Consider the following 26,206-nt stretch of genomic DNA (forward strand, 5'->3'; position numbering starts at 1 on the left):
CCCATGCTCCGGCTCGGCGTCAACATCGACCACGTGGCCACGATCCGCAACGCACGCGGGTCGAGCTATCCGGAACCGGTGCGCGCCGCCGAGCTGGCCCTGGCGGCCGGCGCCGACGGCATCACCGCGCACCTGCGCGAGGATCGCCGCCACATCAGCGACGCCGACATCGCCGTCCTGACCGACCTCTGCCTCAAGCGCGGCAAGCCGCTGAACTTCGAAATGGCGGTCACCGACGAGATGGTCGGCATCGCCATGAACGCTAAGCCGCATGCTGCCTGCCTTGTGCCCGAGCGGCGTGAGGAAGTGACCACCGAAGGCGGCCTCGACGTCGTGAAGGGCGCCAACCGCATCGCCGACGCCACGGCCCGCCTGCGCACCGTGGGCGCTCGGGTATCACTGTTCATCGAGCCCGACCACGCCCAGATCCAGGCTTCGGCCGACGTCGGCGCTCAGGTCGTCGAGCTGCACACCGGCGCCTATTGCGACGCCGCCCGCGCCGGCGAGACCGAGCGCGCCGCCGCCATCCTCGACCGTCTGAAGTCGGGCGCGGCCTTCGCGGCCTCGCTGGGGCTGGAGGTCCACGCCGGACACGGCATCGACTACGCCACGGTCAAGCCGGTGGCTGCGATCCCGCAGATCGTCGAGCTGAACATCGGCCACTTCCTGATCGGCGAGGCGATCTTCGTGGGCCTGCCCCAGGCCATACTGCGGATGCGGACCTTGATGGACGCGGCCAGGCTCGAGCATCCCGCAAAAGTGGAGGCCGGTTTTGCGTAAGGATGCTCGACAACAAGAAGGCGCCGAGCGCGCCTCGCGCTCGGTGGAGAGCGCGGCGTGATCATCGGCATCGGTTCGGACCTCAGCGACATCCGCCGCATAGAGAAGACGCTGGAACGTTTCGGCGAGCGCTTCACCAACAAGGTCTTCACCGAGATCGAGCGCAAGCGGTCCGAGCGAAAGCCCGATCGCGCCTCCAGCTACGCCAAGCGCTTCGCCGCCAAGGAGGCCTGCTCCAAGGCCCTGGGCACGGGCCTGAAGCAGGGCGTGCACCTGGGAGACATGGGCGTGGTCAACCTGCCGTCGGGCAAGCCGACCATGGCCCTGACCGGCGGGGCGGCGGCCAAGCTGGCCCAGCTGATCCCCGAGGGCATGGTTCCGGTGATCCACCTGTCGCTGACCGACGACCACCCCTACGCTCAGGCCTTCGTGATCATCGAGGCCGTGCCGGCGTCATGAAGGTCTGGCGCGGCGCAGGCCTGGGACTGGGTCTCGCGCTGAGCGCCTGCGCCGGTCATCCGGATTGGTCGCCGGCGAAGCCTCCCGAGGGCGCGGTGCGCTTCTCTGTCGAAGGCGATGGCGACGCGCGCTACTGGGACGAGCGCGACGGCGTGCTGATCGTCTTCCGTGACGACAGCTTCATCACCCCCGCCGAGCTCGAGTTCTTCTGTCTGAAAGGCGACTTCGTCCATGTCCGCGCCGACGGTCTGGAGGTCGCCGTCGACGTCGGCGGCGTGGTTCCCGTCGAGGTCGGCCTGAGCAACGGGACGAGCGACCGCATGGCCAAGCCGACCTGGCGCAGCAACGGCTTTTCGATCCGCGCCCGGTTCCAGCTGAAGATGTCGCCGGCCGAGCTTCGTACCCTGTTGTCCAGCGACAGGCTGACGACGCGCATCGCCTTCGAGAACGAGCCCGGCAGGGTCTTCGACGATCGACGCTATCAGCCTCCGCCTGCGGCGCTGGTCGATAGGTTTCTCGCGCGATGCGGAGAGCGCGAGGCGCCTCCAATCGAGGTTGGGCGATAGGCAGGCAGGGCGGCCTGGCGGCAGATGAATAAACTTTAAGGCGACCATCGTTAGCTTCGCCTAATCGCCGCCATGAAGCGTCACTATCGCCGGCGGTGCTTGCCCGCGACGACAACCGCGTCTAGCAAGACCTGTCGGGCTCGCCCCGACCCCCATTCGCAAAGAGCCCCGCGCGCATGACCGAAGCCGTCGAGACCACGCCCCCGGAAGAAGAAAAGGGCGGCGCCGTCAACGAATTCATCGAGATCATCAAGACCGTGGCCTACGCCCTGGGCATCGCCCTGGTGCTGCGGGTGCTGCTGTTCCAGCCGTTCACGATCCCGTCGGCCTCGATGGAGCCCAACCTCTATCAAGGCGACTACATCATCGTCTCGAAGTTCTCGTACGGCTATTCGAAGCACTCGATCCCGTTCAGCCCGCCGCTGTTCAAGGGCCGTATCCTCGGTTCGGCGCCCAAGCGGGGCGACATCATCGTCTTCAAGCTGCCGCGCGACGGCCACGTCGACTACATCAAGCGCCTGGTGGGCCTGCCTGGCGACCAGATCCAGGTTCGCGGCGGCGCGCTCTACATCAACGGCAAGGCCGTCGAGCGCAAGGAACTGGCCGACGTGCTGGTCGACAGCGGCTACGGCTTCACCCAGCCGATGAAGCGCATCCAGGAGACCACGCCCGAGGGCCGCACCTACCTGACCCAGGCCGACGCGGGCCCGGACACGCAGGGCGACAACACCGGCGTCTATGTCGTTCCCGAGAACTGCTACTTCTTCATGGGCGACAATCGCGACAACTCGGCCGACAGCCGCTTCAACCCGGGCATCTCGCCGTTCAAGACAGACGCCGGGACCTGCAAGTGGAACTACGAGAACGACCAGTACACCGGCGACGCCATCGGCGTGGGCTTCGTTCCGTCCGAGAACCTGGTCGGCAAGGCGCAGATCATCCTGCTGTCGTGGAACGCCGACGCGCACCTGTTCAAGCCGTGGACCTGGTTCATGGACGCGCGTCCGAGCCGCTTCTTCCGCGTGCTGAAGTAAGATCATGGCCGTGAAGGACAGGCGGGTCGCCGCCGTCGGCGACCTGGAGCGCCGGATCGGTCATCGGTTCGAGAACCGTGAGCTGCTCGAGCAGGCGCTGACCCATGCCAGCGTCGGCGACGGCGCCAAGGCCAAGGTGCGCGACAACGAGGTGCTGGAGTTCATCGGCGACCGGGTGCTGGGGCTCCTGGCCGCCGAGGCCCTGGCCGAGCGCTTCCCCAAGGCCAAAGAGGGCGAGCTCGCCCCGCGCCTCAACGCCCTGGTCAGCCGCGAGACCTGCGCCCGCGTGGCCAAGGGCGCGGAGTTGGGTCCCGCCCTGCGCCTGTCGGCGTCGTCGAGCAAGATCGGCGGCCGCGAGACGGAATCGATCCTGGCCGGCGCCTGCGAGGCCTTGATGGCCGCGCTCTATCAGGACGGCGGGCTGGACCTGGCCCGCAAGGTGTTCCTCGACCTGTGGTCCGACGAGTTCGACCGGGCCGGGCAGGGGCGTCCGCGCGATCCCAAGACCGCCCTGCAGGAATGGGCGCAGAGCAAGGGTCGACCGCTGCCGAGCTATCGCGTGCTCGACCGCACCGGTCCCGATCACGCTCCGGAATTCACCGTCGAGGTGTCGGTGAAGGACGTCGACCCGGCCATCGCCAAGGGCAAGTCTCGCCAGGAGGCCGAGAAGGCCGCCGCCAAGGCGCTGCTGGAGCGGGTGGCGGGCTAACCCTTCGGCAGGAAGGGGTTTCAGGGGAGGATTTTGGGCGTTGCTGTGCTACACGCACGCCCAATGACTGAAAACACCTCCAACACCCGCGCCGGGTTCGCCGCCATCATCGGCGCACCGAACGCCGGCAAGTCCACCCTGGTCAACCGCATGGTCGGGGCCAAGGTCTCGATCGTCACCCAGAAGGTGCAGACGACCCGCTTCCCCGTGCGCGGCGTCGCCCTGGCCGGCGACACCCAGATCGTCCTCGTCGACACCCCCGGGATCTTCAGCCCGCGCCGCCGCCTGGACCGCGCCATGGTGCGCTCGGCCTGGGCCGGTTCGGAAGAGGCCGAGGTCACCGTGCACCTCGTCGACGTGCAGGCCGAACTGGCCGATCGCGCCCGCAACGCCACCCCGGCCGAGCACCGCGCGGTGCAGGACGTCCAGACCATCATCGAGGCCCTCAAGGAGAGCGGCCGCAAGGTGATCCTGGCGCTCAACAAGATCGACGGCATCAAGCGCGACACGCTGCTGGCCGTGGCCAAGGACTTCTTCGACACCGGCGTCTACACCGACGTCTTCATGATCAGCGCCGAGACCGGCGCGGGCGTCGACGACCTGACCGCCAAGCTGGCCTCGATGATGCCCGAGAGCCCCTGGCTCTATCCGGAAGACCAGACGGCCGACCTGCCGGCGCGCCTGCTGGCCGCCGAGATCACCCGCGAGAAGATCTATCTGCGCGTCCACGAGGAACTGCCCTACGCGGCCTCGGTGGAGACCACCTCGTTCGAGGAGCGCGCCGACGGCAGCGCCCGCATCGAGCAGACCATCTATGTCGAGCGCGAGGGCCAGCGGGCCATCGTTCTGGGCAAGGGCGGCCAGGTGCTGAAGTGGATCGGCCAGGCCTCGCGCGAGGAGCTGCAGGACATCCTGGACCGCAAGGTGCACCTGTTCCTGCACGTGAAGGTCAAGGAGAACTGGGCCGAGGAACGCGGCCTGTTCAGCGACATGGGTCTCGACTTCGATGTTTGACGCTCCGGCGGTCGCTTCCGTGGACCTCGACGCCTATTTCGCGCGGATCGGCTATGCCGGCCCACGCGAGCCGACGATCGAGACGCTGCGGGCGATCTGCCAGAAGCATCCGGACGCCATTCCGTTCGAGAACCTGGACGTCCTGCTGGGGCGCGGGATCAGCATCGTCCCGGCCGACGTCGACGCCAAGCTGATCGCGGCCGGCCGCGGCGGCTACTGCTACGAGCAGAACAGCCTGCTCAAGCGCGTGTTGGCTGCTGTCGGTTTCCAGGTCGAGGGCCTGATGGCCCGGGTGCTGTGGATGGCGCCGGAAGGCGCCCCGCCGCGTCCGCGTTCGCATCAGGTGCTGGGCGTGAGGATCGACGGCGAGACCTGGCTGGCCGACGCGGGTTTCGGCGGCTGCGTGCTGACCGCGCCGCTTCGCCTGTTCGCCGACGGTGACCAGCAAATCCCCAACGGCGCCTTCCGCATTGTCGACGCTTCGCAGGACGGGATGGTCGAGCGCCAGGTGCAGGCCAACCTTTCTGGCCGCTGGGCGCCGCTCTACCAGGTGGCCCAGGGCGCCTGGGCGGCGGTCGATTACGAGCAGGCCAACTTCTTCACCTACACCCATCCCAGCTCGCACTTCACCTGGAGCATGACGGTGGGACGCACGACGCCGACCGCTCGTTACGCGCTGAAGAACAACCGCCTGACCCATCGCGACGCCGCCGGCGCGCTGGTGGAGCAGCGCGACCTGTCGGTCGACGAGTTGGAAGCGACCCTGCGCGACGTCATCGGCCTGCCGGTCGAGCCCGATTGGCGTCCGGTGCTGGAAAAGGTCGTGGCCTGGGGAACGCCGGCCTAGAGCCAGCCGGGCAGGCCCAGGATCGGGGCGGGGACTCAGACGCCCTTGGGCGGCCTTGCCCAGGTCTGGGCGGGCAGGCGCTCGGCCGGCTGGTGATGCAGGTCGTAGCGGGTGATCTTGGCGTTGCGCAGGTGGGCCTCGATCGCGTCGACGTCCGACTGCCGGGCGAAGAACAGGTTCTCGCCGTCCGACTTCCAAAGGCCCCGCGCCGCGGCCAGCACGTCCAGCGCCGCCAGCGTCTCCTCGTAGGTGCTGCGGCGCAGGTCGTCGCGGACGTTTCTTGCCGCGGCGGCCGCGCGCTCGTCGGCGATCTGGCGGGCGTAGACGTGGTCGCGCACCAGCGCCGGCGGATCGGCCTTGCGGATCGCTTCGTCGATGGCGGCCTTGGTCCGGGCCTGGCGCGCGGCGTCCTCGGCGGCGGTCGCTTCCATCAGGTCCAGCGTCTTGCGCAAGCGGGCGCTGGCGGTCTGGACGTCGGCCTGCGAGGCGACGGTGATCGGCGAGATCACCAGCGTGCGCTCGGTGGCCTCGTAGTGCGGCTTCAGGGCCGCGATCGCGGCGGCGTCGGCGGCCCGCTCGCCAGCGGCGATGGCCAGAAGTTGCGCCTTCAGCTCAGGCTCGCCGTCCCAGGCCTTGCGCGCCTTGCTCAGCGCGATCTGCTTTTCCACGTACCAGACGCCATGCACCGACATCGGCGCCAGCACCGAGGTCGCGAACACCGCGATGGCGATGACGTTGAACGAGGTGGGGCCCATCGAGGCGTCGCGCGAGCGGATGTAGCCGAAATAGAGGCCGGCCCACAGGGCGACGGCCAGCACGCCGCAGGGGACGAGCGAGAACAGGAAGCGGCTGTTGAGCAGCTCGGACGGGTCGAACACCCGGCTGTCGCCGCGCATCTGGGCCAGGCTGTAGGCGGCGATGATCGCGACGCCAATCAGGGCGGTGACGATCAGGGCCGGCCAGACGTTCTTCGGTTTGTCCAGCTTGCGGCTGTAGACGTGCGAAGCGATCAGCGAGTCATCGGTCATGCAGGGCCCCCCGGCTCAAGACCGCCTGCTTAGCCTCTCGCCCATAGGGAGTGCAACGGTCTTGCGCTCGCCCCTCGCGCGTCGATCGTTTTGCGGCCGGCGCCGAGGCGTCGTATGCACGCTCATGCCCTTGATGCGAACCGCGCCGCCGATACCGATGCTCCGCTCGCGAGCCGTCCGATGACGGAGTGGGAAGACGACGCCTTCGTGCTGTCGGCGCGGGCGCACGGCGAGACCGGCGCCATCGTCGAGCTGCTGACCCAGGATCGCGGCAAGTTCGTCGCCCACGTGGCCGGCGCGGCCTCGCGACGGATGAAACCGTTCCTGCAGGCCGGCGCGCGGGTGATCGCCCGCTATCGCGCCCGGATGGCCGACCAGATGGGCTCGGCCCAGCTGGAGCCGATGGGAGAGGGGCCGTCTTCGCTGTTCGACGACCGGCTGGCCCTGGCCGGGTTGCAGTCGGCCGCCGCCGTCGCCGCCGGGGCGCTTCCCGAGCGCGAGCCTCATCCCGGCGCGTTCCTGGCGCTGGAGACCCTGATCCGGGTGCTGGAGATCCCCGACATCTGGCCGGCGGTCTATGTGCGCTACGAGGCGGGCCTGCTGCAGGACCTGGGCTTTGGCCTGGACCTGTCCAAGTGCGCGGCGACCGGCGATGTCGACGACCTGATCTATGTCAGCCCGCGCACGGGGCGGGCCGTCAGCCGCAAGGCCGGCGCGCCCTATCAGGACAAGCTTCTGCCTCTGCCGCCGTTCCTGCTGTCGTCGCAGGGGGGCTTGGGCGAGGGCGACGTCAAGGCGGGCCTCGACATCACCGGCCACTTCCTCGAGCAGTTCGTGTTCGGCCCGCTGAACCGCCCGCTGCCGCCCGCCCGCATGTGGTTGCTGGATCGCCTGGGCGAGGCGGGGCGGCTCTAGAGGCCGCCCCGGCCGGTCCTAGAAGAACACCTTGCGCACGCTCAGCCTCACGCTGCGGCCGAGCGGGTCCAGGTAGTCCTGGGCGTAGTTGGTCGGGATTTCTCCGGTGGCGTCGCGCACCGTCTGCTTCTGGTCGAACAGGTTGGTGACGCCGAAGGTCACCCGCGTGCCGCGCAGCACGGGGTACTTGGCGACCAGTTCTCGCCGCGCGCCCAGGTTGGCGAACAGGCGCAGGTTCACGGTCGTCAGGTCGGAGAAGCGCAGCGTGCCGGTGGACGTGCCGGTGGTTCCGCCGGTGACCTGGGTGCCTTCCTTCCAGTTGGCGGTCAGGCGCGCGCCCATGCCCTGCTTGGTGAAGCCGAGCTGGGCTTCCACTTCGTTGCGGGGCGTGCCGCCGCTGTTGCCCAGCGCGTCGCCTTCGAGCAGGTCGAGCGGCGCGGCGCCGTCGAAGATGTAGACCTGCTCGCGCAGGCGCACCGTGTGGAACAGCGCCAGCTGCAGGCGGGCCGCGCCCAGGCCGCCGGGACCGCCCGGGCCGCCGAACCCGCCGGGTCCGCGACCACCGAAGCCGCCGCCGGGACCACCGAAGCCGCCGCCAGGTCCGGCCCCGGGGCCGCCCTGGTCGCCGCCGGGACGCGGGCCGTCCGACGGAGGCTGGGCGTTGTCGCCGCCGCCCCGCTGCTCGCCGCCCTGGCGCATGGCGCCTTGCAACAGATCCATGCCGGGAGGCTGGGCGCCCTCAGCGACCTGCGTCTGGCCCTGGGCCTGCGACGCCTGGCTCCGCTGTCCGCCGGCGGCCTGGTCGCCCTGGCCGCGACGGCTTTCGCCCTGACCCTGGCGTTCACGCCAGCGCTGCATCTCCTCCGGCGTGGGGGTAGGGCGCGGCGGCGTCTTGCCGATCTGCCGGGAGTAGTTGAAGCCCCAGCGGAACTGCTCGCTCTCGCGCTTGGCGAAGTTCACCGAGCGGGAGTCGATGCTGATCAGGCGGCCGATGCCGTCGGTGTCTTCGTCGGTCGGATCGGCCCGCGTGAAGCGATCGGGGAAGGCCGCCTCGATGGCGGCCGTGGCGCTGGGGAACGATGCGATCGGGTTGTCGATGCGGGTGCGGGTGTAGTTGCCGTTGACCGCCAGCCCTTCGATCTGAGGCGGCTTCACCGTGAAGCCCACCTTGAAGACGTTGCGCTCCTCCGACTTCAGGTCGGGATTGCCGCCGCTGATGCGGTTGACCTCGACGCTCTCGCCCTTGACGTAGTCGAACACCCGTACGCTGGTGGTCGTGACCAGCGGCGCGCCGAGCTGCGACATGCTGGGCGCGTTCTCCTGCCGGGTTCCCGAAACGATGAAGCTGACCGGCTTGATCGGCGACCAGTTCAGGCCGCCGCCGATAGTGGTCAGCGTACCGAAGTCCGACAGCTGGTTGATCGAGAGGTTCAGGTTGGCCGACAGGTCGCCGGCCTTGGCCATGAAGTTGTTGCGGCGGCTGGTGATCGGCAGGTCGAAGCTGACCTGGGCGTTGGCCGTGCCGCGCGACAGGTCGGCGCTGCTTTCGGTGACGCCCGCGGTGTTGCTGCGGCGCGACCAGGAATCCGTCCAGGCGCCTTCCACCCCGAGCTTGACGGTGGTCGACAGATCGCCGGCCGGCAGGCGCGTCAGGGCGCCGTTCATCACCAGCTGGGTGTTGATCGTGTCGCTGATCGAGTGGGCGGTGTTGCGCAGGAAGCTGCCGGTGGGCAGGCCCGCGTAAGGATCGAGCGTGGGGTCCAGCGCGTCCAGCCGCCGCTGGATGTCCAGGACGCTCGCGTCCCGATCCGACGAGGTGCGGCTTTCGTCGTGGTCGTAGTTGCCGGTCAGGTTCCAGCGCCACGACTTCAGCGCGCCGTCCAGCGTGAAGCCGCCGTGGGCGTTCCACGAACGGTTCCACTGCTCCATCGCGCCCAGATCTGTGAGGTAGCGATTGAGGCTGGCCTCGCCGGTGTAGAACGGGTTGTTGGCCGGAATGGTCAGGCGGGCGCGCGAGAGGCCCTGCAGCGACTGGCTCTGATCGTAGGACAGGCTGCCGTTGACGGTCGCCGAAACGCCGTTCTCGAGCACGCGATTGTAGACGGCGTTGTAGGACAGGCTGTCGGTGCGCGGCTTGAGGGTGCGGTAGTTGGAGACGTCGCCGTCGAAGGCCGCGTCGGTTTCGGACGGGCCGATGTCGCGGTCGCTCTCCAGCAGCTTGTCGCTGTGGGCGTACTTGAAGGCGGTGTTCAGGCGGCCCTGGCGGTTGAGACGCAGGGTGCTGGAGTCGATCTGCTCGGTGGTCTGTCCGCCATCGGTGGGGGCCGCCACGCTGATCTCGCCGGTGCGCGCCCGGAAGCGCTGGCGCAGCACGATGTTGACCACCTTCTGATCGGCCGAATAGCCGTACTTCAGGGCCACTTCCTCGGGCAGGATCTCGACGCGCTGGATGGCCTCGGTGGGGATGTCGCGGATTTCGCCCATGCCCGAGATCCGCCGGCCGTTCAGCAGCGTGACGGGCGAGCCGCCGCTGGCGCTGGCGGTCTGGGCCGACAGTTCCGACAGCAGCTCGGTGACGGAGCTGACGCCCAGCGAGCGCACGTCGGCGGCGTTGAAGGTGGTTTCGGGCTGGATGTCGCCCAGCACCGCGCCGTACTGACGCTGGCCCGTGACGACGATGCCCTCGACCTCGGTGTCGAGGTCGGCGTCGGACGGGACCTGCTGGACGGGCTGGCGCGGAGCCTGGGAAGGCGCCGCCGTCTCCTGGGCGTACAGCATCGTCGGCGTGATGCAGCCCAGCAGACCCGCCAGGAGGGCCATCTTCCTCGTCATTCCAATCCCCAAATCTCGAACCGAATCCCTCGATTGCAGCCTCTGTAACGCATGCAACCTCGACGTAGCCTGAACGAACTGGTTCAGGTTCGGTTTGGGTTCTTCGGCTAAGGATTGGGCATGCGCATCCTGTTGGTCGAAGACGACGCGCCGCTGGCCGAAAGCATCGCCCAGGCCCTGCGCGAAGAGCAGTTCGCGGTGGATATCGCCGCCGACGGCGAGACCGGCGCGCACCTGGGCTCCACCGAAACCTACGCCGCCGCCGTGCTCGATCTTGGCCTGCCCAAGCAGGACGGCCTTTCGGTGCTGCGCGGCTGGCGAGCGCAGAACCGGCCGCTGCCGGTGCTGATCCTCACCGCCCGCTACGGCTGGACCGAGAAGGTCGAGGGTTTCAAGGCCGGCGCCGACGACTACCTGACCAAGCCGTTCCGCGTGGAGGAACTGGTGATGCGCCTGCGGGCCCTGGTGCGCCGCTCGGCTGGCCATCACGGACCGCGCATCGTCTGCGGACGGCTGACCTTCGACGCCCAGATGGGCGGGTTCGAGTTCGACGGCATGCCGCTGAAGCTGACCAGCTTCGAATGGCGGGTGCTGTCGTGCCTGATCCTGCGCAAGGAGGTGGTGGTCGAGCGGATGGACATCCTGGAGCAGGCCTACGAGGGCGACGCCGGCGGGGATTCCAACTCGCTGGAGGTCATCGTCGGCCGCCTGCGGCGCAAGATCGGCCACGAGATGATCGAGACCGTGCGCGGGCGGGGCTATCGCCTGACGGGGGGCGCGGCGTGAGGGGCGCGATGAATTCGATCCGCGCGCGGCTGCTGCTGAGCGGCCTTTTGTTCACCATCGTGGCGGTGGTGCTGGCGGCCCTGACCATCCGCCCGACCCTGGATCAGTTCGTGCGTCGCAACGTCGACGCCAGCCTGGAGTCGCAGATCTCGGTGCTGGCCCGGGCGGTGAAGTCCGACGGCTCGCTGGACCAGGACCGCATCCAGTCGGTCGGGCCGTTCGTCCGCCGCGGCGCCGGCTGGGCCTGGGTGGTCAAGGGGCCGGCGGGGGTGCTGCGCTCGCAGACCGTGGCCGCGGTCGAGCCCAGGCAGGGGGCGGGGCCGCCGCCCTGGCCGCGTCCCGAGCGCGACCGCGACCGGGATCGCATGCCCCAGCGCGAGATGCGTCCCGACAAGCCGCCGACGGCGCCGCTGAAGGAATCCCGCCGCTGGCGCTCGCGCAGCGGCTGGAACGAGAGCTTCTATTTCCGCACCCTGACCATCAGCACCAGCCGGGGGCCGGTGACGGTCACCGCCGGCGCGCCGCGCTACATCCGTGACCGCATGCGCGACGAGGGCCTGCGGCCCTTGCTGCTGTCGCTGGGCGTGCTGGGCGTGGGACTGCTGGCGGCGATGATCGGCCAGCTGGAGTTGGGCCTGCGGCCGCTGCGCAAGCTGGGCGCCTCGCTGGCCGCCGTCCGCGCCGGCGAGCAGCGCCGCATCGACGGCCGGCAGCCCCGCGAGCTGGAGCCGGTGGTGGCCGAGCTGAACGCCCTGCTGGACCACAACGAGCAGGCCCTGGCCAAGGCGCGCAGCCACGTCTCGAACCTGGCCCACGGCCTGAAGACGCCGCTGGCCACCCTGGCCGTGCGCCTGGCCGAGCCTGGGCGCGATCCCGACGGCAGCCTGGCCAGCCTGATCGCCCAGATCGACGGGGCCATCGGCCATCACCTGGGCCGCGCCCGCGCCGCCTCGCCGGGCGCGCCGGGGCGTCCGGCCCTGCCCGTGAAGTCACGGCTGGACGACCTGGTGGCCGCCCTGTCGCGCATCCACGCCGCCGCCGGCGTCCGGGCCGAACTGGACGTGGCCGACGACCTCTATGTCGCCTGCGACCCGCAGGACTTCGACGAGATGACCGGCAACCTGCTCGACAACGCCTGGAAGTTCGCCGAGCGCACGGTGCGGGTCACGGGCCGCCGTGAGGGCGCGCGTGTGGTGCTCGACATCGACGACGACGGACCCGGCCTGACCGACGAGGCCGCCGCCGCCGCCCTGGTGCCGGGCAGCCGCCTGGACGAGCGCGGGGCCGGGCACGGTTTTGGCCTGCCGATCGCGCTGGAGCTGGCCGAGCTGCACGACGGCGCCCTGACCCTGGGCCGCGCCCCGATCGGCGGGCTGCGGGTGACCCTGGCCCTGCCGGCCCGCAGCGCCGACGCCTGAGAACACGGCCGTTCCCAATGCCGTGATCGGTCGGGCAGCCGACCAACGGCCGCGCTTGAGGTGCTAAGGTCACGGCGAGGGCTGTGATGAAAACCTACACGTTCGTCTGCTTGGCCGGTAACCAGGTCGCCACCGCAGTCGATATCCAGGACCTGGCCGAGGACGCCTATCGGCGCCACGCCTTGTCGCTGCTGCGTGATCACGCCAGCGCCGAGACGATCGAGGTGTGGCGGGACGAGGCGGTGATCGACCTCGTCGAGCGGGCAGGGGCCTTCCTCGGAGCGCCCGCGGCCGGATAAGCCGCAAAAACCCCGTCGCCGCCTCGAATCGAGCGCCGCATATCTGCTAGGCTGGCGGGCCGAAACGAATCTGACTGATGAACAAGCCCGTCATTCCTCCCCCCGGCGGTCCCGGCGACGGCGACCGCATCCTCGAAGAGCCGCTGACCGAAGCGCTGTCCAAGCGCTATCTGGCCTATGCGCTGTCGACCATCGGCTCGCGGGCGCTGCCCGACGTCCGCGACGGCATGAAGCCGGTGCACCGGCGCGTGCTCTACGCCATGAGCAACATGCGCCTGAACCCCGAGTCCGCCGCGCGCAAGTGCGCCAAGGTGGTCGGCGAGGTGATGGGTAACTTCCACCCGCACGGCGACCAGTCGATCTACGACGCCCTGGTGCGCCTGGCGCAGGACTTCTCCCAGCGCATCCCGCTGGTCGAGGGGCAGGGCAACTTCGGCAACATCGACGGCGATAACGCCGCCGCCATGCGTTACACCGAATGCAAGATGACGGAAGCGGCGACGCTTCTGCTCGACGGCATCGACGAGGACGCTGTCGACTTCCGCCCGACCTATGACGGCCAGGACGAGGAGCCCGTGGTCCTGCCATCGGGTTTCCCCAACCTGCTGGCCAACGGTTCGGCCGGCATCGCCGTCGGCATGGCCACTTCGATCCCGCCGCACAATCCGGCCGAGCTGATCGACGCCTGCCTGCTGCTGCTGTCCAACCCCGAGGCCACGACCGCCGAGATCCTCGAGCGCGTGCCGGGCCCCGACTTCCCGACCGGCGGCGTCATCGTCGAGCCGGCCGCCAGCCTGCTCGAAACCTACGAGACCGGCCGTGGCGGCGTGCGCACCCGCGCCAAGTGGGAGCGCGAGGAGACTGGTCGCGGCGGCTACCAGATCGTCGTCACCGAGATCCCGTATCAGGTGAAGAAGTCGGATCTGGTCGAACAGCTGGCCGACCTGATCGAGAGCAAGAAGGCCGCCCTGCTGGGCGACGTCCGCGACGAGAGCGCCGAGGACATCCGCCTGGTGCTCGAGCCGAAGTCCAAGAACGTCGAGCCCGAAGTGCTGATGGAGAGCCTGTTCAAGCTCTCGGCGCTGGAAAGCCGCTTCTCGGTCAACATCAACGTGCTGGACGCGCGCGGCACGCCGGGCGTGATGGGCATCAAGGCGGCCCTGATGGCGTTCCTGGCCCACCGCCGCGAGGTGCTGACCCGCCGGGCCCGCCACCGCCTGGCCAAGATCGAAGCCCGCCTGCACATCCTCGATGGCCTGCTGATCGCCTACCTCAATCTCGACGAGGTGATCCGCATCGTCCGCTACGAGGACAAGCCGAAGGAAAAGCTGATGGCGGCCTTCGCCCTCAGCGACATCCAGGCCGACGCCATCCTCAACACCCGCCTGCGCCAACTGGCCAAGCTGGAGGAGATGGAGATCCGCCGCGAGCACGCCGAACTGGTGGAAGAGCGCGACGGCATCCTGGCCATGCTGGCCAGCGACAAGAAGCAGTGGGACCTGGTCGGCACGGGCCTGCGCCAGGTGCGCGCCAGCTTGATCAAGATCAAGCACCCGCTGGACAAGCCGCGCCCGACCGGCGTGACCGGCCGCTCGGTCTTCGACGTCGCTCCGGTGGTCGACGCCGACGCCGCCATCGAGGCGATGATCGTGCGCGAGCCGATCACCATCATCCTGTCCGAGCGCGGCTGGATCCGCGCCGCCAAGGGCAAGATCGAGGATCCGTCGGAGCTGAAGTTCAAGGAAGGCGACAAGCTGGGCTTCCTAGTCCCGGCCGAGACGACCGACAAGCTCCTGCTGTTCACCTCGGACGGCCGCTTCTTCACGCTGGGCTGCGCCAACCTGCCGTCGGCGCGCGGTCACGGCGAGCCGGTGCGGATGATGATCGAGCTGGACGACAAGGTGAAGATCATCGACGTCTTCCCGTTCAAGGCGGGCCGCAAGCGCATCCTGGCCTCCAAGCAGGGCTACGGCTTCCTGCTGCCGGAGGAGGAGGCCCTGGCCAACCGCAAGGCGGGCAAGCAGGTGCTGACCGTCGACGCCGCCGGCGCGGCCTTCTGCCTGGAAGCCGTCGGCGACCAGCTGGCCGTGGTGGGCGACAACGGCAAGATCTTGATCTTCCCGCTGGAAGAGCTGCCGGAAATGCCGCGCGGCAAGGGCGTGAAGCTGCAGGCCTACCGCGAGGGCGGCCTGCGCGACGGCCTGTCGTTCAACGCCGAGACCGGGGGCTACTGGATCGACACGGCCCTGCGCCGCCGCGAATGGACCGACTGGCAGACCTTCGTCGGCCGCCGGGCCGGGGCCGGCAAGCTGGCGCCCAAGGGCTTCCCGGCCCAGAAGCGCTTCCGTCCCAAGTGATGTGACCTGGCGGGAGCGGGCGCGGCGTTTCGGCGCCATGCTCTCGCCAAACCCTCTGTGAGATAAGTCGACCTATGAGCTTCTGGCGCAAGTCCGTCGGGGCCCTGGCTGGGTTCCTGGGCCTGACCGCCGCCCATCCGGGCATGGCGAGCGCCCTGCCGCGCGCCAAGCCCGAGGCGGTGGGGTTCTCGTCGGAGAAGCTCAAGCGCGTCGACGAGACCATGCAGCGCCTGGTCGACCAGGGCCAGATCGCCGGCGGCGTGACCCTGCTGGCCCGCCACGGCAAGGTCGTCAGCCAGACGACCTACGGCAAGCGGGCGCTGGATCAGCCCGACCCAATGCCGGCCGACGCCATCTTCCGCATCCGCTCGGAGACCAAGCCGGTCACGGGGGTGGCGATGCTGATCCTCTACGACGAGGGCCGCTGGAAGCTCGACGACCCGATCACCAAGTTCATTCCCGAGTTCGAGGGGCTGCGCGTCGCCAACGGCGTCGACGCCTCGGGACGACCGATCCTGTCGCCGATCAGCCGCCCGCCGACCATGCGCGAGCTGATGACCCATACGGCCGGGTTCGCCTACGGCATCGCCGACGATCCGGGCAGCCAGGCCGACCAGGCCTACTACCGCGCCGGCGTTCTGCAGTCGGACTCGCTGTTCTCGATGGTGCAGAAGATCGCCGGCCTGCCGATGTACGCCGAGCCGGGCAAGCTGTGGCGCTACAGCGTCGCGGCCGACATCCAGGGCCTGATCATCGAGCGCCTGTCGGGCCAGTCCCTGCCGGTATTCATGCAACAGCGCATCTTCAAGCCGCTGAAGATGAAGGACACCGGCTTCTGGGTTCCGGCCGACAAGACCGCGCGGCTGGCGGCGATCTACGACGCCGATCCCGTGACCGGAAAGCTCGCGCCCGCCGTCGAAGGCGGCTGGCGCGACGTGACCAGGCCGCCCCCGGCGCCGTCCGGCGGCGGCGGCCTGCTGTCGACGGCCGGCGACTTCGCCCGTTTCGCCCAGATGATCCTAAACGGCGGCGACCTGGACGGCGTGCGCGTCCTCGAGCCGGAGACGGTGGCGATGATGCGGCTGAACCATTTGCCGCCCAGCTTCCAGGTGACCACCGACGGCACCTCCGGCGTGCTCAAGCCGGGCCAGCAGAAGCCTTTCCCGTTCGCGCTCGGCATGGGCTACGGCCTCGACGTGGCGGTGGCGGTCGACCCGGCCGCCTCGGGCGCGCCGGTCGGTCCGGGCACGATCAGCTGGGGCGGCAGCGCCGGCACCTGGTTCTGGATCGACCCGGCCAACGACCTCTTCTTCGTCGGCATGATCCAGCGGCTGGGCGGCGTGGGGCCCGGCCTCGACGCCGAGACGCGCAAGTGGGTCTATCAAGCGTTGGAGAAGCCGCCAGCCAAGCTGGCTCAAACTCGCGACACGACCAAGCGTTCCTCGCTCAAGTAATTGATATCTTGAACTTTGTCGGCTTTCCGACCTAGGAACGGCCCGGCTGAATAGTCGTTTTGCTTCCCGCTGGCGCATCCCGCCCCGGCCAATGATCAGGGAAGACACGACAATGGGCGACACCCCGAACAACCAAGGCCTGCAACAGCAACCGAGCGACGCCCAGCGTCCGCAGGCCGAACAGCAGAACCAGCAGGGCGACAACCGCTCGCCGCAGCAACAGCAGCAGAACCCGCAGCAGGCCCAGCCGGGCCAGCAGAACCAGCAGGCCGACCGCCAGCGTCGTGACGGCGAAGGCGTCGAGGGCGGCGGCGAAGACCAGCTGAACAACGGCGTCTCCGGCGGCGTCGACACCGGCGCCATCGAGCCGGGCCGCACCGGCGAGGGCGGCGCCGAGCGCTGAGTGCTTTCGGGAGGTCCCCCGCGCGGGGCCTCCCGCCTTCATCGCAGTTATCCAGCTTTCCGGAGTTCGTGATCGTGTTTGGCGGAGAACGCTTGTCGCGCCTGGGCGCCTTCAGCCCGCAGTTTCCCGACGCCGAGGCCCTGCATAGGGGTCTGGCCCACTGGAACCATCGCCGCCTGGCCCCGGCCTTCCCGTCGGCCGACTGGCGCGAGACCCTCGACGAGGACCTGCGCATGCAGCGGATCGAGGGGGCGTTCATCGAGGCCTTCCGGTCGCACGTCGCGCCGCTGGTCGAGGATGTACCCAGCGATCCCGACGGCTTCATCGCCTGGTTCGAGGCCCTGAAGGACCACGGTCCCGGCCAGTGGGACCCGCTGTTCGACTGGCTGGAGGGCGAAGCGTCGATCGAGGATCTCAAGTGGTTCCTGACGCAGGAGGCGGCAGGGGAGGCGGGCTTCGACGACCTGGTGGCCATGACCCAGGTCAAGGTGCTCGACCGCGCCAAGCTGGAGCTGGCCCGCAACTACTGGGACGAGATGGGGCGGGGCAGGGCGAGCGGAATGCACGGCCCGATGCTGGCCCGCACCGTCGAGACCTTCGAGCTGGCGCCCACGATCGATTCCACGCTCTGGCAGTCGCTGTGCCTGGCCAATCTGATGACGGCCTTCGCGACCACGCGGCGCTACGTCCACCAGTCGATCGGCGCGCTGGGCGTGGTCGAGCTGACCGCGCCGACCCGCGTGGCCTGCGTCGACGCGGGCCTCAAGCGCCTGGGCGCGCCCCCGGAAGCCCGCAAGTACTTCGCCCTGCACGCCCAGCTCGACATCGAGCATTCCAAGGCCTGGAACGCCGAGGCCCTGCATCCGCTGGTGTCGGCCGACCCGGCCTGCGCCCGCCACATCGCCGAGGGCGCGGTCATGCGGCTGATCTGCGGCGAGCAGTGCTTCGAGACCTATCGCGCCCACCTCTGGGCCCACGCCCATCCGGTGGTCTACGCCGCCGAGTGAGGGCGGGGCGCTAGAGGGTTGGAATTCGGGGCTTTCCTCGCTATCACGCCCGCTTCGGCGGGCCGTCCCGCCCCAAGATCTCGAAAGCCGACCCGATGAGCGATACGCCTCCCGACCGCCTGTCCGCCAATCCCGACAGCCCGTACTACAACGCCGAGGCGCTGGAGCGCGGCGTCGGCATCCGCTTCAAGGGCGTCGAGAAGACCAATGTCGACGAGTACTGCGTCAGCGAAGGCTGGGTGCGCGTGACCGCCGGCAAGACCGTCGACCGCAAGGGCAACGCCATGACCATCAAGCTGCAAGGCGAGGTGGTGCCGTACTTCCGCGACGCCGAAGCGGCGTCCGAGTAAGCCGCGCGTGAGCGATCCCGACCTGCAGGCCATGGCCGACGACGAACTGTCGCGGGCCATGTCCCTGTCCTGGCGTGAACTGTCGAAGGTGATTCCCTGGGGAGACACCTTCGACGGCATCTCGCCCGCCGGCCGCAACGTCGAGGTCGAGCGAAACTATCTCTGGGCCGCCCAGGAAGGCGGCGACATCCTGTGCGAGGTCGCCGTCTACGGCGGCGAGAGCCGCTACGACCAGGGCGCCCGCGCTCGCGGCGTGATTTCCCGCCGCTGATCCCAACCTTCACCGTGCAAGCGTCGCAAGCATGCGTTAACCATAACGCTGCTCGTCGAATGGCGCACGCGGGAGGGGTGGGGTGTATCAATCCGAGTTTCCGGTCGAGACGCCGGTCCCGATCTTCGATCCGACCCTGCTGGCCGGCATCGCCCTGATCACCCTGGCCGTCGCGGCCCTGGCGTTCTTCGCGGGGCGCTTCACCGGCGGAAAGGGCAGGGACGAGCGCTGGCGCGACGTGCCCAAGACCATCCACAAGGCGATCCTGGCCCGCTGCGTGGCCGCCACCAGCGCGCCCACGGGCGAGTTGCTGCGTCGCGCCGAGGAACTGGTCGCCGAGGTCGAGGCCCGGGTCGGGGCGCTGATCGCGTTCGCCGCCTGTGGCAAGGCCCTGAAGAGCCTGGAGAAGGCCTGCCAAGGCCAGTTTCCCAAGCCGGAGGTCAAGCCCGAGCCCAAGGCGCCCAAGTCCTGCACCTGCGGCCACCAGGCTAAGGGCGAGGGCGGCCATGACCACGGCAAGCCTGCCGAGGCGCATCCGGGGACCTGCAAGGCTCCGGCGCCGTGCCAGTGCGTCGTCTGCTGCGTTCCCGTCACCGTCGGCGGCCTGGCCCTGGCCGCGCCGCAGGTGAAGATCAGCAGCAGGCAGACCGTCATCGTCAATGCGCCCGCGGCGCCGGCCGCACCGGCGCTCGCGCCGCACGCCTGCACCTGCGGGGCCAGCGTCCACGGCAAGCCCCACGAGGACGAGGCCCACGACAAGCCCGAGCCGCCGCTGGAGTGGAGCGAGCACATGCGCCGCCTGCGCCTGGCGGTGGTCGAGTTCGCCGACGTCTGGAACAGTCCCGACAATCTTCGCCTTCTCGAACGCTGCCAGAAGCAGCTGATCCACACCGGGCCCGCGCCCAAGACGGGCCACCAGCACGGCGAGGAGCGTGGCGGGCACTGAAGGCGCCGCTTGGTTGGGCGCGTTTAGGTGCGTATGCTCGTGGCGCGAGCGAAACGCCCGCTTTCCGCCATGGTGTCTGGCGGACGATTGAGAGCGTTTTCATCGCGGCGCCAGATCGACGGGCGCCTGCGGTGGGTTGCCAGGGCGTGATTCGGCGTAGAGACGGCTCCGTCTTCGCGGGCCGCGGGCCGGAGCAGGAGGAAAGGAACAGGCATGGCCGCGACGGTCTCATCCCTGACGCCGGGTACGCCGGACGTCGCCAGTGAACAGCTGTCGCTTTCGGACTATGTGCCGTATCGCCTGGCGACGGCCTCCAGCGCCGTCAGCCGCCTGATCGCCCGCGCCTACGAAGACCGCTTCGGCCTGTCGATCCCGCAATGGCGCCTGATGTCGATCCTGATCGAGGGGCCGCTGACCCAGCACCAGGCCGTGGCCCGCACCGCCATGGACAAGGTGCGCGTCAGCCGCGCCGCCCAGGACCTGGTCGAGCGTCGCCTGGTGGCCCGCATCACCAACCGCACCGACCGCCGCTCGCACACCCTGGAGCTGACCGCCGCCGGCCGCCGGCTGTTCGCCGAGATCCGCCCCCTGGCCCTGGCCTACGAGGCCGCGCTGCTGGCGGGCCTGGCGCCGGGCGAGGTGGCGACGCTCAAGCGGCTGATGGGCCGACTGGAAGCCGCCGCCGTCCAGCTCTACGGCGCCGACGCGCCGCCGGAAGCGCCCCCGCTCACCGAGGACTGAGCCCCGGAAGAGCGGGCTTCGGAAGGCTGGGCCTCGTAGACCCCGCGAGCGATGGCCCGCGCCAGGGTGTCGGCCGCCGCCGAGCCCAGCCTGGCCAGCGCCAGAGCCCGCCCTGGGCCTTCGCCGAGGCTCCGCGCGCAAGAGGCCAGGGCGAACACGATGTCGCCGTCGAAGGGCGTGTGGACGGGGCGGATCGCCCGCGCCAGTCCGTCCTGGGCCATCATCGCCAGCCGCGTGCACTCGGCCGTCGTCAGGTCGGCGTTGACCGCGACCACGGCCAGGGTGGTGTTGGCCCCGGCCTGCAGCCGGCCCAGGGCCGCCAGCTTGGAATCCTCGGGGATCGGCTCGGCCTCGGTCGGCGCGTCGGGGGCGGGCCGCTTGCCGCCGAACTCGCCGTCGATCTCCCAGGGCCAGGCCCAGAAGGTCTCGCCGTCGGCCATGCGCACCGATCCCACCGGATTGACCGCCGCCAGCGCGCCCACGACCAGCCCGTCGCCCAGCTCCAGCGAGGCGCTGCCGATCCCGCCCTTGGCCAGGCCCGCCATGGCGCCCATGCCTGCCCCGGCCGAACCGAGGGCGAAGTCCTTGTCGGCGGCGGCCGCGGCCTCGATGCCCAGCCAGCGATAGGGCGGATCCAGGCCCCAGTCCTTGTCGCCGCCGTTGCCCAGGTCGTGCAGCACCGCCGCCGGCACGATCGGGATGGCCGGCGAGGTCGGGGCCAGGCGGATGCCGCGCCCCGACGCCGACAGGGCCGCCACGACGCCGTCGGCCGCGCCCAGGCCGAACACCGAGCCGCCCGACAGGCAGATGGCGTGGGCCTTGCTGAAGTTGTTCTCGGGCCGCAGCACGTCGATCTCGCGCGTGCCTGGCCCGCCGCCGCGCACGTCGACCCCGGCGGTCCAGGCGTCGGGGCAGAGCAGGGCGGTGACGCCCGAGGCCACGGCCTCGTCCTGGGCGTGGCCGACCAGCAGCCCCTCTACGTCGGTGATCAGGTTGCGCGGACCGGGACGGGGCATGGCGGGGCTCCGATGAGAGGACCCTGTGTTTGAGACGGAAACCTCGTCCTTCGACAAGCTTGGGGGCGAGGTTTTTTGAACGCGACACCCCAACCTTCGTCATCCCGGGCGGAGGCGCGTAGCGCCGCAGACCCGGGACCCAGGAGTGACCGCAGTGCGCCGGCCCCTGGGTCCCGGCTCTTCGCTGCGCTGCGGCCGGGATGACGAAAGAGGGCGGTTTGACGCCCCCTAAGCCGCTCGCGCATAGCTGAGGCGGCAGACCGTCCAGCCGTCCACGCGGGCCATGGTGAAGGCGCCGCCCAACTGGCGGGCCATGGCGTGGACGATGCGCAGGCCGAGGCTCTGCGAGGCGGCGGGCTCGAACCCGGTCGGCGGACCCGCGCCGTTGTCGCGGATGGTCAGCACGTGGCTGTCGCCTTCCTGCTCCAGCGCCACGACGATGCGGCCGTCTGTTCCGGCCTCGAAGGCGTGTTCGAGGGCGTTGTTGAAGCACTCCAGCATCACCAGGGTCACGGGCGTGGCCTGCTCGGGATGCAGCGGTTCCTCGCCGCCCTCGACGCGGATGGCGTGGCGGGCCCCGAAGGCCTGGCCGGCGTCGTCCAGCAGGGCCTCGGCGAAGACCCGGAACGGGGTCGGCTCGCCGGTCTGGTCGTGCAGCTGGCGCTGGATCTTGGCGATGGTCTCGATGCGGCCGCCGGCCTCGACCAGGGCGTGGCGGGCGTCCTCGTCCTTCATGCCGGCCGACTGCAGGCGCAGCAGGGCGCCGACCATCTGCAGGTTGTTGCTCACCCGGTGGTGCATTTCGCGATAGAGCAGGTCGCGGCTGCGGGCGAGCTCGGCCTGGGCTTCACGCTCGCGGGCCAGGTGGCGCATGGCCTTGCGCATGCCGTCGATGAAGAAGATGTCGACCGCCGCGACGAAGACGAAGAACGCGATCGCCACCGTCGTCGCGAAGTCGACGGCGAAACTGTTGAACGGCGGGATGAAGAAGTACCAGGCGCAAAGGCCCGACAGCGCCGCGCACAGGATCCCTGGTCCGCGCCCGGCGAAATAGGCGGTCACCACGATGGCGGGGAAGAAGGTCAGGTACGGAAAGCCGGGCGGAAACCAGCTGTTGAGCGCCAGTCGCACGCCGAAGGCCGCTCCCGCGGCGGCGACCGCCAGGGCGTAGCCCCAAGCCGGTGCGAGAAGCGAGCCCGCTCGCGACATGATTTTCAACGAGCCCCGACTCGGTCGGCGTCGAACCCTCCGTCGCCGTGCGGGCAATATTTCCCAAAAAGACTTTCGGGTCACGGCAAATCCCCGCGCCCCGTTCCGGATACGGAAAAGCCCGCCCATCGTGCGATGGGCGGGCTTCCGAGGTCATCTTCCGGATGCGGATCAGAACCGCTTGGAGATGTTCATGTACCAGTAGCGGCCCGTCGAGTTGTGCAGGGCGCCCGAGTAGCCGAAGTTGCTCGAGGTGACCGGCGGGGCCTTGTCGGCGATGTTGCGGACGCCGACCCGCAGGGTCGAGCCGTCGAACTGGCCGCTCTTGAACGCGTACTGGCCGTACAGGCTGACCGTGGTCCAGTCCGAGATCGGGAAGTACTGGCCGTTCACCTGGGCGGGACCCGTGTCGTAGGTCTCGCCGACATAGTTCACGAAGGCGCCCGCGCCCCAGCCGTCCTTGCGCCAGGTGAAGCTGGCGGTGCCGCGGAATTCCGGGAAGCCGTCCATCTTGATCTGGTTGCCGGCCGACGAGATCGCCAGGCCCGCCAGGGCGCCGCTGGCGACGGCCTGCTGCAGGATCTGCTCGATCGGGCTGGCCGACTGGTCGTACTTGGTCAGCTTGGCCACGTTCAGGTTGAAGCCGAAGTCGCCCCAGGCGGTGTCGTCCAGGTCGTAGGCCAGCGAGAAGTCCACCCCCTGAACCACGCGCGGCTGCAGGTTCATGTAGGTGTCGCTGATGTACGAGATGGCGCCGACGGTGTTGGCGCCGACCGGGGCGTCACGCACGACGTTGGGGTTGAAGCTGCCCTGCTGGCGCAGCAGCAGGTCGTAGGCGATCTGGTTGTAGCCGCCGAGGATGCCGATGACGTTCTTTTCCCGGATCGACCAGAAGTCGGTCGTCAGGGTCAGGCGGCCGTATTCCATCGGGATGAACTTGGGCTGGTAGACGAAGCCGATCGAGGCGTTGTCGGCGTCTTCCGGCTTCAGGTCCTTGTTGCCCTGGCGGACTTCCAGCGTCGAGGTGCTGGCGCAGGTCGTGGCCGTCGGAGTGTTGATCCGGCAGAAGGCGTAGTCGGGACGGCCGTTCGAGACGGTCGAGCCTTCGCTGTAGAACTGCGGCAGGTTCGGCGCGCGGAAGCTCTGCGACACCGAGGTGCGCAGCGACAGGCCCTGGCCCACCTTCCACAGCAGGGCGCCCTTCGGCTTCAGCACGTTGCCGAAGTCGGAATAGTACTCGTCGCGGGCGGCCAGCTGCAGGGTCACTTCCTCGACGAACGGGATGTTCATCTCGGGCGAGATGATCGGCACGGCCAGTTCGGCGAAGGCCGAGCTGATGACGCGGTCGCCCTTGATGTCCGGCGAGCCGGACGCCCCCAGGACGTCGCTGCCGTAGGTCACGCCGGTGACGCTGTTGGTGTAGGTCGTCGTGCCGTCCAGGCGGTCGTCACGGTCGTCCTTGTAGGTCTCGCGGCGCACTTCCACGCCCGAGGCGAAGCCGACGTCGCCGCCCGGCAGGGTGAAGAGGTCCTTCTTGGAGACCTTGAAGTCCCACATCGCCAGCGAGGTCTCGCTGATGCGGTAGACGTCGATCAGGAACGAATTGATCGTCGCCTGGCTGTTGGGCGTGCCGTCCTCGCCCGACCAGTTGGTCTGCGAACCGCCGTTGAAGGGGTTGTAGGCGGTCTGGTCCGTGCGGTTCAGCGCCTGCTGGAAGAGCGTGCTGCTGATGGCGTTGTGGGTCTTGTCCTTCGTGCGGGCGAACGAATAGAGGCCCGCCGACTCCCACTTCCAGCCGTCGCCGAACGTACCCTTCAGGCCGCCCAGCAGGCGGTAGCTGTCGTCGGTGACGGTGTAGGTGCGCGGACCCGCGTCGACCGGACGATAGGTGGTGATGTTCATCGCCACGCCCGAGGCGCCGACGCCGGTCAGGCCCGACAGGCGGTTGGGGTTGGCGCCGCCGCCGGCCAGGGTGGTCGGGCCGAAGGGGTTCCAGTAGGCGTTGGCCGCGATGCTGATCGGGGCCGACGAGATCGGCGCCGACTGCTCGCGCTGGCCGGTGAACAGGGCGTGGTAATAGCCGGCTTCACCGAAGAAGGTCATGCCGTTGTCGAGGTCGCGCTCGACGGTGCTGAACAGGTTGGTCCGCTCCAGGCCGCCCTTGAGAGTGCGCTGGGGGTTCTCGTCGTAGCGCAGCTCGCGGTCGGACGCGCCGGTGATCGTGCCCGACTTGATGCAGAGGTCGCCGGCCAGGACGGCGCTGCTGCAGCCGGCCGCGGTGTTGGCGGTCGGCTCGATGTGGAACACGCCCGAGGTGGTCAGGGCCACGCCGTTCTGGCGGGGCGCGGTCGACGACGGGATCAGCGTGAACGAACCCCAGGGGCTGGAGGTCGAGCGGTTGTCGAAGCTGGTGTTGCCGGCCCACGGGGTGCCGGCGACGCGGTCGCGGTGGTCTTCGCTGGCGGCGTAGTCGCGCTCGTCGGCCATCATGCGGCTGTGGGCGGTGTACGAGCCGAAGAAGGTCAGGCGGGTGCCGTCCTCGAGGCGCGTGCCGGCCTTCAGGTTGACGGTGCCTTCGCGATAGCCGGTGCCTTCCGAGCCGCCGACCTGGGCTTCGACGCGCAGGCCCTGGAAGCGGGTGTCGAGCACGGTGTTGACCACGCCGGCCACGGCGTCCGAGCCGTAGAGGGCGCCGGCGCCGTCGCGCAGCACTTCGACGCGTTTGACGCCGGCCACGGGCAGGGCGTTGGTGTTGACCGTCTGCACCGGCACCAGGTTCTCGGTCTGGGTGCCCGGGTGCAGCACGGCGCGGCGGCCGTTCAGCAGGGCCAGGGTGTTGCCGGTGCCCAGGCTGCGCAGGTTCAGAGACGAGACGTCGCCGCGGGCGTCGTTGAGGTTGCCGGTGGTGCGGGCTTCCTGGAACTGCACGTCGCCGGCCTGTGGGATCGAGCGGAACAGCTCGTCGCCCGACACCGCGCCGGTGGCGATGATGTCCTTCTCGGTCACGACCGAGACGGGCAGGGCTTCGGTGGTGCGGGCGCCTTCGATCTGGCTGCCGACCACGATGATGGCTTCGACTTCGGCGACTGCTTCGGGAGCCGCGTTAGTCGCGGCGGCTTCCGACTGGGGGCGGGCGGCCGGCGCGGCGCGCAGGGTGATGGTCTTGCCGTCGTCCGAGGCGACGACCAGGCCGGCGGCGTCGGCCAGACGCTTGAGGGCTTCGGCTTCCGACAGGTCGCCGGTCACGGCCGGGGTCTGGCGGCCGGTGGCCGCTTCGTACGGGAACAGCACCTGCTTTCCGGTCTGCTTGGCGTAGGTCTGCAGCGCCGACACCGCGTCCTGCGACGGGATGTTGAAGGTGTGGCGGGCGCCTTGGGCGGCGGCCTGACCGGCGATGGTCAGGACGGCGGCCGAGGCCAGCAGCAAGCCGCGGATGGTCCGGCGGCGTTGGTTCGTACGCATGGACAAGTTCGAATAACCCCTTTGTCCGCCGCGCCCCCTCGACGCGGCGTTCTTACGCGCTTCGACGGGGGACTTAGGGGAAACCTCCAGTCGGCGAACGAAATTTGTGGCGACGGTGTGACGAGTGTGGCGCTGGCGCCACTTTCGGGGGCGGCTTCGTGGGAGGGGTCATGGCGCTGCGAACCTCCCCCTGTGGGGGACTGTTGCGAAATTCGGAACGTCGAAGAACAGACCAGAATCCGTTCGAGAACAGTTCGGAATCAAAAGGGGAAAGTCGTTCTCGTTTTACCCCATTATGCAACG

At 69.4% G+C, this 26,206-nt stretch carries 24 protein-coding genes; 19 read left to right on the forward strand and 5 right to left on the reverse strand.

All coding sequences use genetic code 11. The annotated features are described in order from the left end of the window. Nucleotides 1-3 precede the first annotated feature (3 nt). The 7 genes from C1707_RS14520 to C1707_RS14550 all read left to right on the forward strand — a co-directional run bounded on the left by C1707_RS14520 (nucleotide 4) and on the right by C1707_RS14550 (nucleotide 5,409). Entirely contained in the window at nucleotides 4-780 is a 777-nt protein-coding gene (locus C1707_RS14520; RefSeq protein WP_101712027.1) for a pyridoxine 5'-phosphate synthase, read from the forward strand. 57 nt (nucleotides 781-837) lie between these two features. Then, nucleotides 838-1,239: a holo-ACP synthase gene (gene acpS / locus C1707_RS14525; RefSeq protein ID WP_101712028.1), complete on the forward strand. Its 402-nt coding sequence runs from the start codon at nucleotides 838-840 to the stop codon at nucleotides 1,237-1,239. A 95-nt stretch (nucleotides 1,240-1,334) separates the two neighbouring features. Then, a complete protein-coding gene (locus C1707_RS14530) occupies nucleotides 1,335-1,805 on the forward strand; it encodes a hypothetical protein (protein ID WP_164467354.1) in 471 nt (156 codons plus the stop codon). Between the two features lie 176 nt (nucleotides 1,806-1,981). Then, entirely contained in the window at nucleotides 1,982-2,839 is an 858-nt protein-coding gene (lepB, locus tag C1707_RS14535) for a signal peptidase I (RefSeq protein ID WP_101712030.1), read from the forward strand. A 4-nt stretch (nucleotides 2,840-2,843) separates the two neighbouring features. Then, complete coding sequence (gene rnc, locus C1707_RS14540) at nucleotides 2,844-3,548, forward strand: ribonuclease III (protein ID WP_101712031.1); 705 nt, start codon at nucleotides 2,844-2,846, stop codon at nucleotides 3,546-3,548. Between the two features lie 63 nt (nucleotides 3,549-3,611). After that, the gene (gene era, locus C1707_RS14545) at nucleotides 3,612-4,562 is read left to right on the forward strand and encodes a GTPase Era (RefSeq protein WP_058350501.1); all 951 of its coding nucleotides are present in this window, start codon (nucleotides 3,612-3,614) and stop codon (nucleotides 4,560-4,562) included. Further along, on the forward strand, nucleotides 4,555-5,409 hold the full coding sequence (locus C1707_RS14550; protein WP_101712032.1) for an arylamine N-acetyltransferase family protein: 855 nt from the start codon (nucleotides 4,555-4,557) through the stop codon (nucleotides 5,407-5,409). Before era ends, C1707_RS14550 begins: the two co-directional genes overlap by 8 nt. Before the next feature lie 35 nt (nucleotides 5,410-5,444). On the opposite strand, the gene C1707_RS14555 is transcribed toward C1707_RS14550, so the two are convergent. After that, nucleotides 5,445-6,437, reverse strand: a complete 993-nt coding sequence (locus C1707_RS14555) for a hypothetical protein (RefSeq protein WP_101712033.1) — start codon at nucleotides 6,435-6,437, stop codon at nucleotides 5,445-5,447. A 180-nt stretch (nucleotides 6,438-6,617) separates the two neighbouring features. Between C1707_RS14555 and recO the strand changes: the two genes are divergently transcribed. Continuing rightward, nucleotides 6,618-7,352 (forward strand): DNA repair protein RecO, encoded by a 735-nt coding sequence (recO, locus tag C1707_RS14560; RefSeq protein ID WP_101712034.1) that lies wholly within the window; start codon nucleotides 6,618-6,620, stop codon nucleotides 7,350-7,352. 18 nt (nucleotides 7,353-7,370) lie between these two features. Here recO and C1707_RS14565 read toward each other — a convergent pair whose 3' ends face one another. Then, nucleotides 7,371-10,184 (reverse strand): TonB-dependent receptor, encoded by a 2,814-nt coding sequence (locus C1707_RS14565; RefSeq protein WP_145998316.1) that lies wholly within the window; start codon nucleotides 10,182-10,184, stop codon nucleotides 7,371-7,373. A 120-nt stretch (nucleotides 10,185-10,304) separates the two neighbouring features. Between C1707_RS14565 and C1707_RS14570 the strand changes: the two genes are divergently transcribed. The 11 genes from C1707_RS14570 to C1707_RS14620 all read left to right on the forward strand — a co-directional run bounded on the left by C1707_RS14570 (nucleotide 10,305) and on the right by C1707_RS14620 (nucleotide 20,216). Then, nucleotides 10,305-10,970 carry a response regulator transcription factor gene (locus C1707_RS14570; protein ID WP_101712036.1) on the forward strand — a complete coding sequence of 222 codons (666 nt, stop codon included), beginning with the start codon at nucleotides 10,305-10,307 and terminating at the stop codon, nucleotides 10,968-10,970. A gap of 8 nt (nucleotides 10,971-10,978) precedes the next feature. Next, nucleotides 10,979-12,388 (forward strand): ATP-binding protein, encoded by a 1,410-nt coding sequence (locus C1707_RS14575; RefSeq protein ID WP_101712037.1) that lies wholly within the window; start codon nucleotides 10,979-10,981, stop codon nucleotides 12,386-12,388. A gap of 86 nt (nucleotides 12,389-12,474) precedes the next feature. Continuing rightward, the gene (locus tag C1707_RS14580; RefSeq protein WP_101712038.1) at nucleotides 12,475-12,687 is read left to right on the forward strand and encodes a hypothetical protein; all 213 of its coding nucleotides are present in this window, start codon (nucleotides 12,475-12,477) and stop codon (nucleotides 12,685-12,687) included. 77 nt (nucleotides 12,688-12,764) lie between these two features. Beyond that, nucleotides 12,765-15,044, forward strand: coding sequence for a DNA topoisomerase IV subunit A (gene parC, locus C1707_RS14585; protein WP_101712039.1), 2,280 nt, complete (start codon nucleotides 12,765-12,767; stop codon nucleotides 15,042-15,044). A 74-nt stretch (nucleotides 15,045-15,118) separates the two neighbouring features. After that, nucleotides 15,119-16,498 (forward strand): serine hydrolase domain-containing protein, encoded by a 1,380-nt coding sequence (locus tag C1707_RS14590; protein ID WP_101712040.1) that lies wholly within the window; start codon nucleotides 15,119-15,121, stop codon nucleotides 16,496-16,498. Between the two features lie 112 nt (nucleotides 16,499-16,610). Continuing rightward, nucleotides 16,611-16,901: a hypothetical protein gene (locus tag C1707_RS14595; RefSeq protein WP_101712041.1), complete on the forward strand. Its 291-nt coding sequence runs from the start codon at nucleotides 16,611-16,613 to the stop codon at nucleotides 16,899-16,901. Between the two features lie 92 nt (nucleotides 16,902-16,993). Next, entirely contained in the window at nucleotides 16,994-17,908 is a 915-nt protein-coding gene (locus C1707_RS14600; RefSeq protein WP_240633706.1) for an iron-containing redox enzyme family protein, read from the forward strand. A gap of 95 nt (nucleotides 17,909-18,003) precedes the next feature. Next, a complete protein-coding gene (locus C1707_RS14605) occupies nucleotides 18,004-18,258 on the forward strand; it encodes a DUF3297 family protein (RefSeq protein WP_101712042.1) in 255 nt (84 codons plus the stop codon). A 31-nt stretch (nucleotides 18,259-18,289) separates the two neighbouring features. Further along, entirely contained in the window at nucleotides 18,290-18,529 is a 240-nt protein-coding gene (locus C1707_RS14610) for a hypothetical protein (protein ID WP_101712246.1), read from the forward strand. 82 nt (nucleotides 18,530-18,611) lie between these two features. Beyond that, nucleotides 18,612-19,475 (forward strand): hypothetical protein, encoded by an 864-nt coding sequence (locus tag C1707_RS14615; protein WP_101712043.1) that lies wholly within the window; start codon nucleotides 18,612-18,614, stop codon nucleotides 19,473-19,475. A gap of 213 nt (nucleotides 19,476-19,688) precedes the next feature. Continuing rightward, on the forward strand, nucleotides 19,689-20,216 hold the full coding sequence (locus tag C1707_RS14620; protein WP_101712044.1) for a MarR family winged helix-turn-helix transcriptional regulator: 528 nt from the start codon (nucleotides 19,689-19,691) through the stop codon (nucleotides 20,214-20,216). Here the strand turns inward: C1707_RS14620 and C1707_RS14625 are convergent. From C1707_RS14625 to C1707_RS14640, 3 genes are all read right to left on the reverse strand, one after another. Next, nucleotides 20,168-21,232 (reverse strand): P1 family peptidase, encoded by a 1,065-nt coding sequence (locus tag C1707_RS14625; RefSeq protein ID WP_101712045.1) that lies wholly within the window; start codon nucleotides 21,230-21,232, stop codon nucleotides 20,168-20,170. The genes C1707_RS14620 and C1707_RS14625 overlap by 49 nt on opposite strands. A 228-nt stretch (nucleotides 21,233-21,460) precedes the next feature. Further along, a complete protein-coding gene (locus tag C1707_RS14635; protein ID WP_101712047.1) occupies nucleotides 21,461-22,441 on the reverse strand; it encodes a sensor histidine kinase in 981 nt (326 codons plus the stop codon). Nucleotides 22,442-22,612: 171 nt separating this feature from the next. Continuing rightward, a complete protein-coding gene (locus C1707_RS14640) occupies nucleotides 22,613-25,903 on the reverse strand; it encodes a TonB-dependent receptor (protein WP_101712048.1) in 3,291 nt (1,096 codons plus the stop codon). Between the last annotated feature and the right edge of the window lie 303 nt (nucleotides 25,904-26,206).

It is taken from the genome of Caulobacter flavus, from assembly GCF_003722335.1.
GTDB lineage: Bacteria > Pseudomonadota > Alphaproteobacteria > Caulobacterales > Caulobacteraceae > Caulobacter > Caulobacter flavus.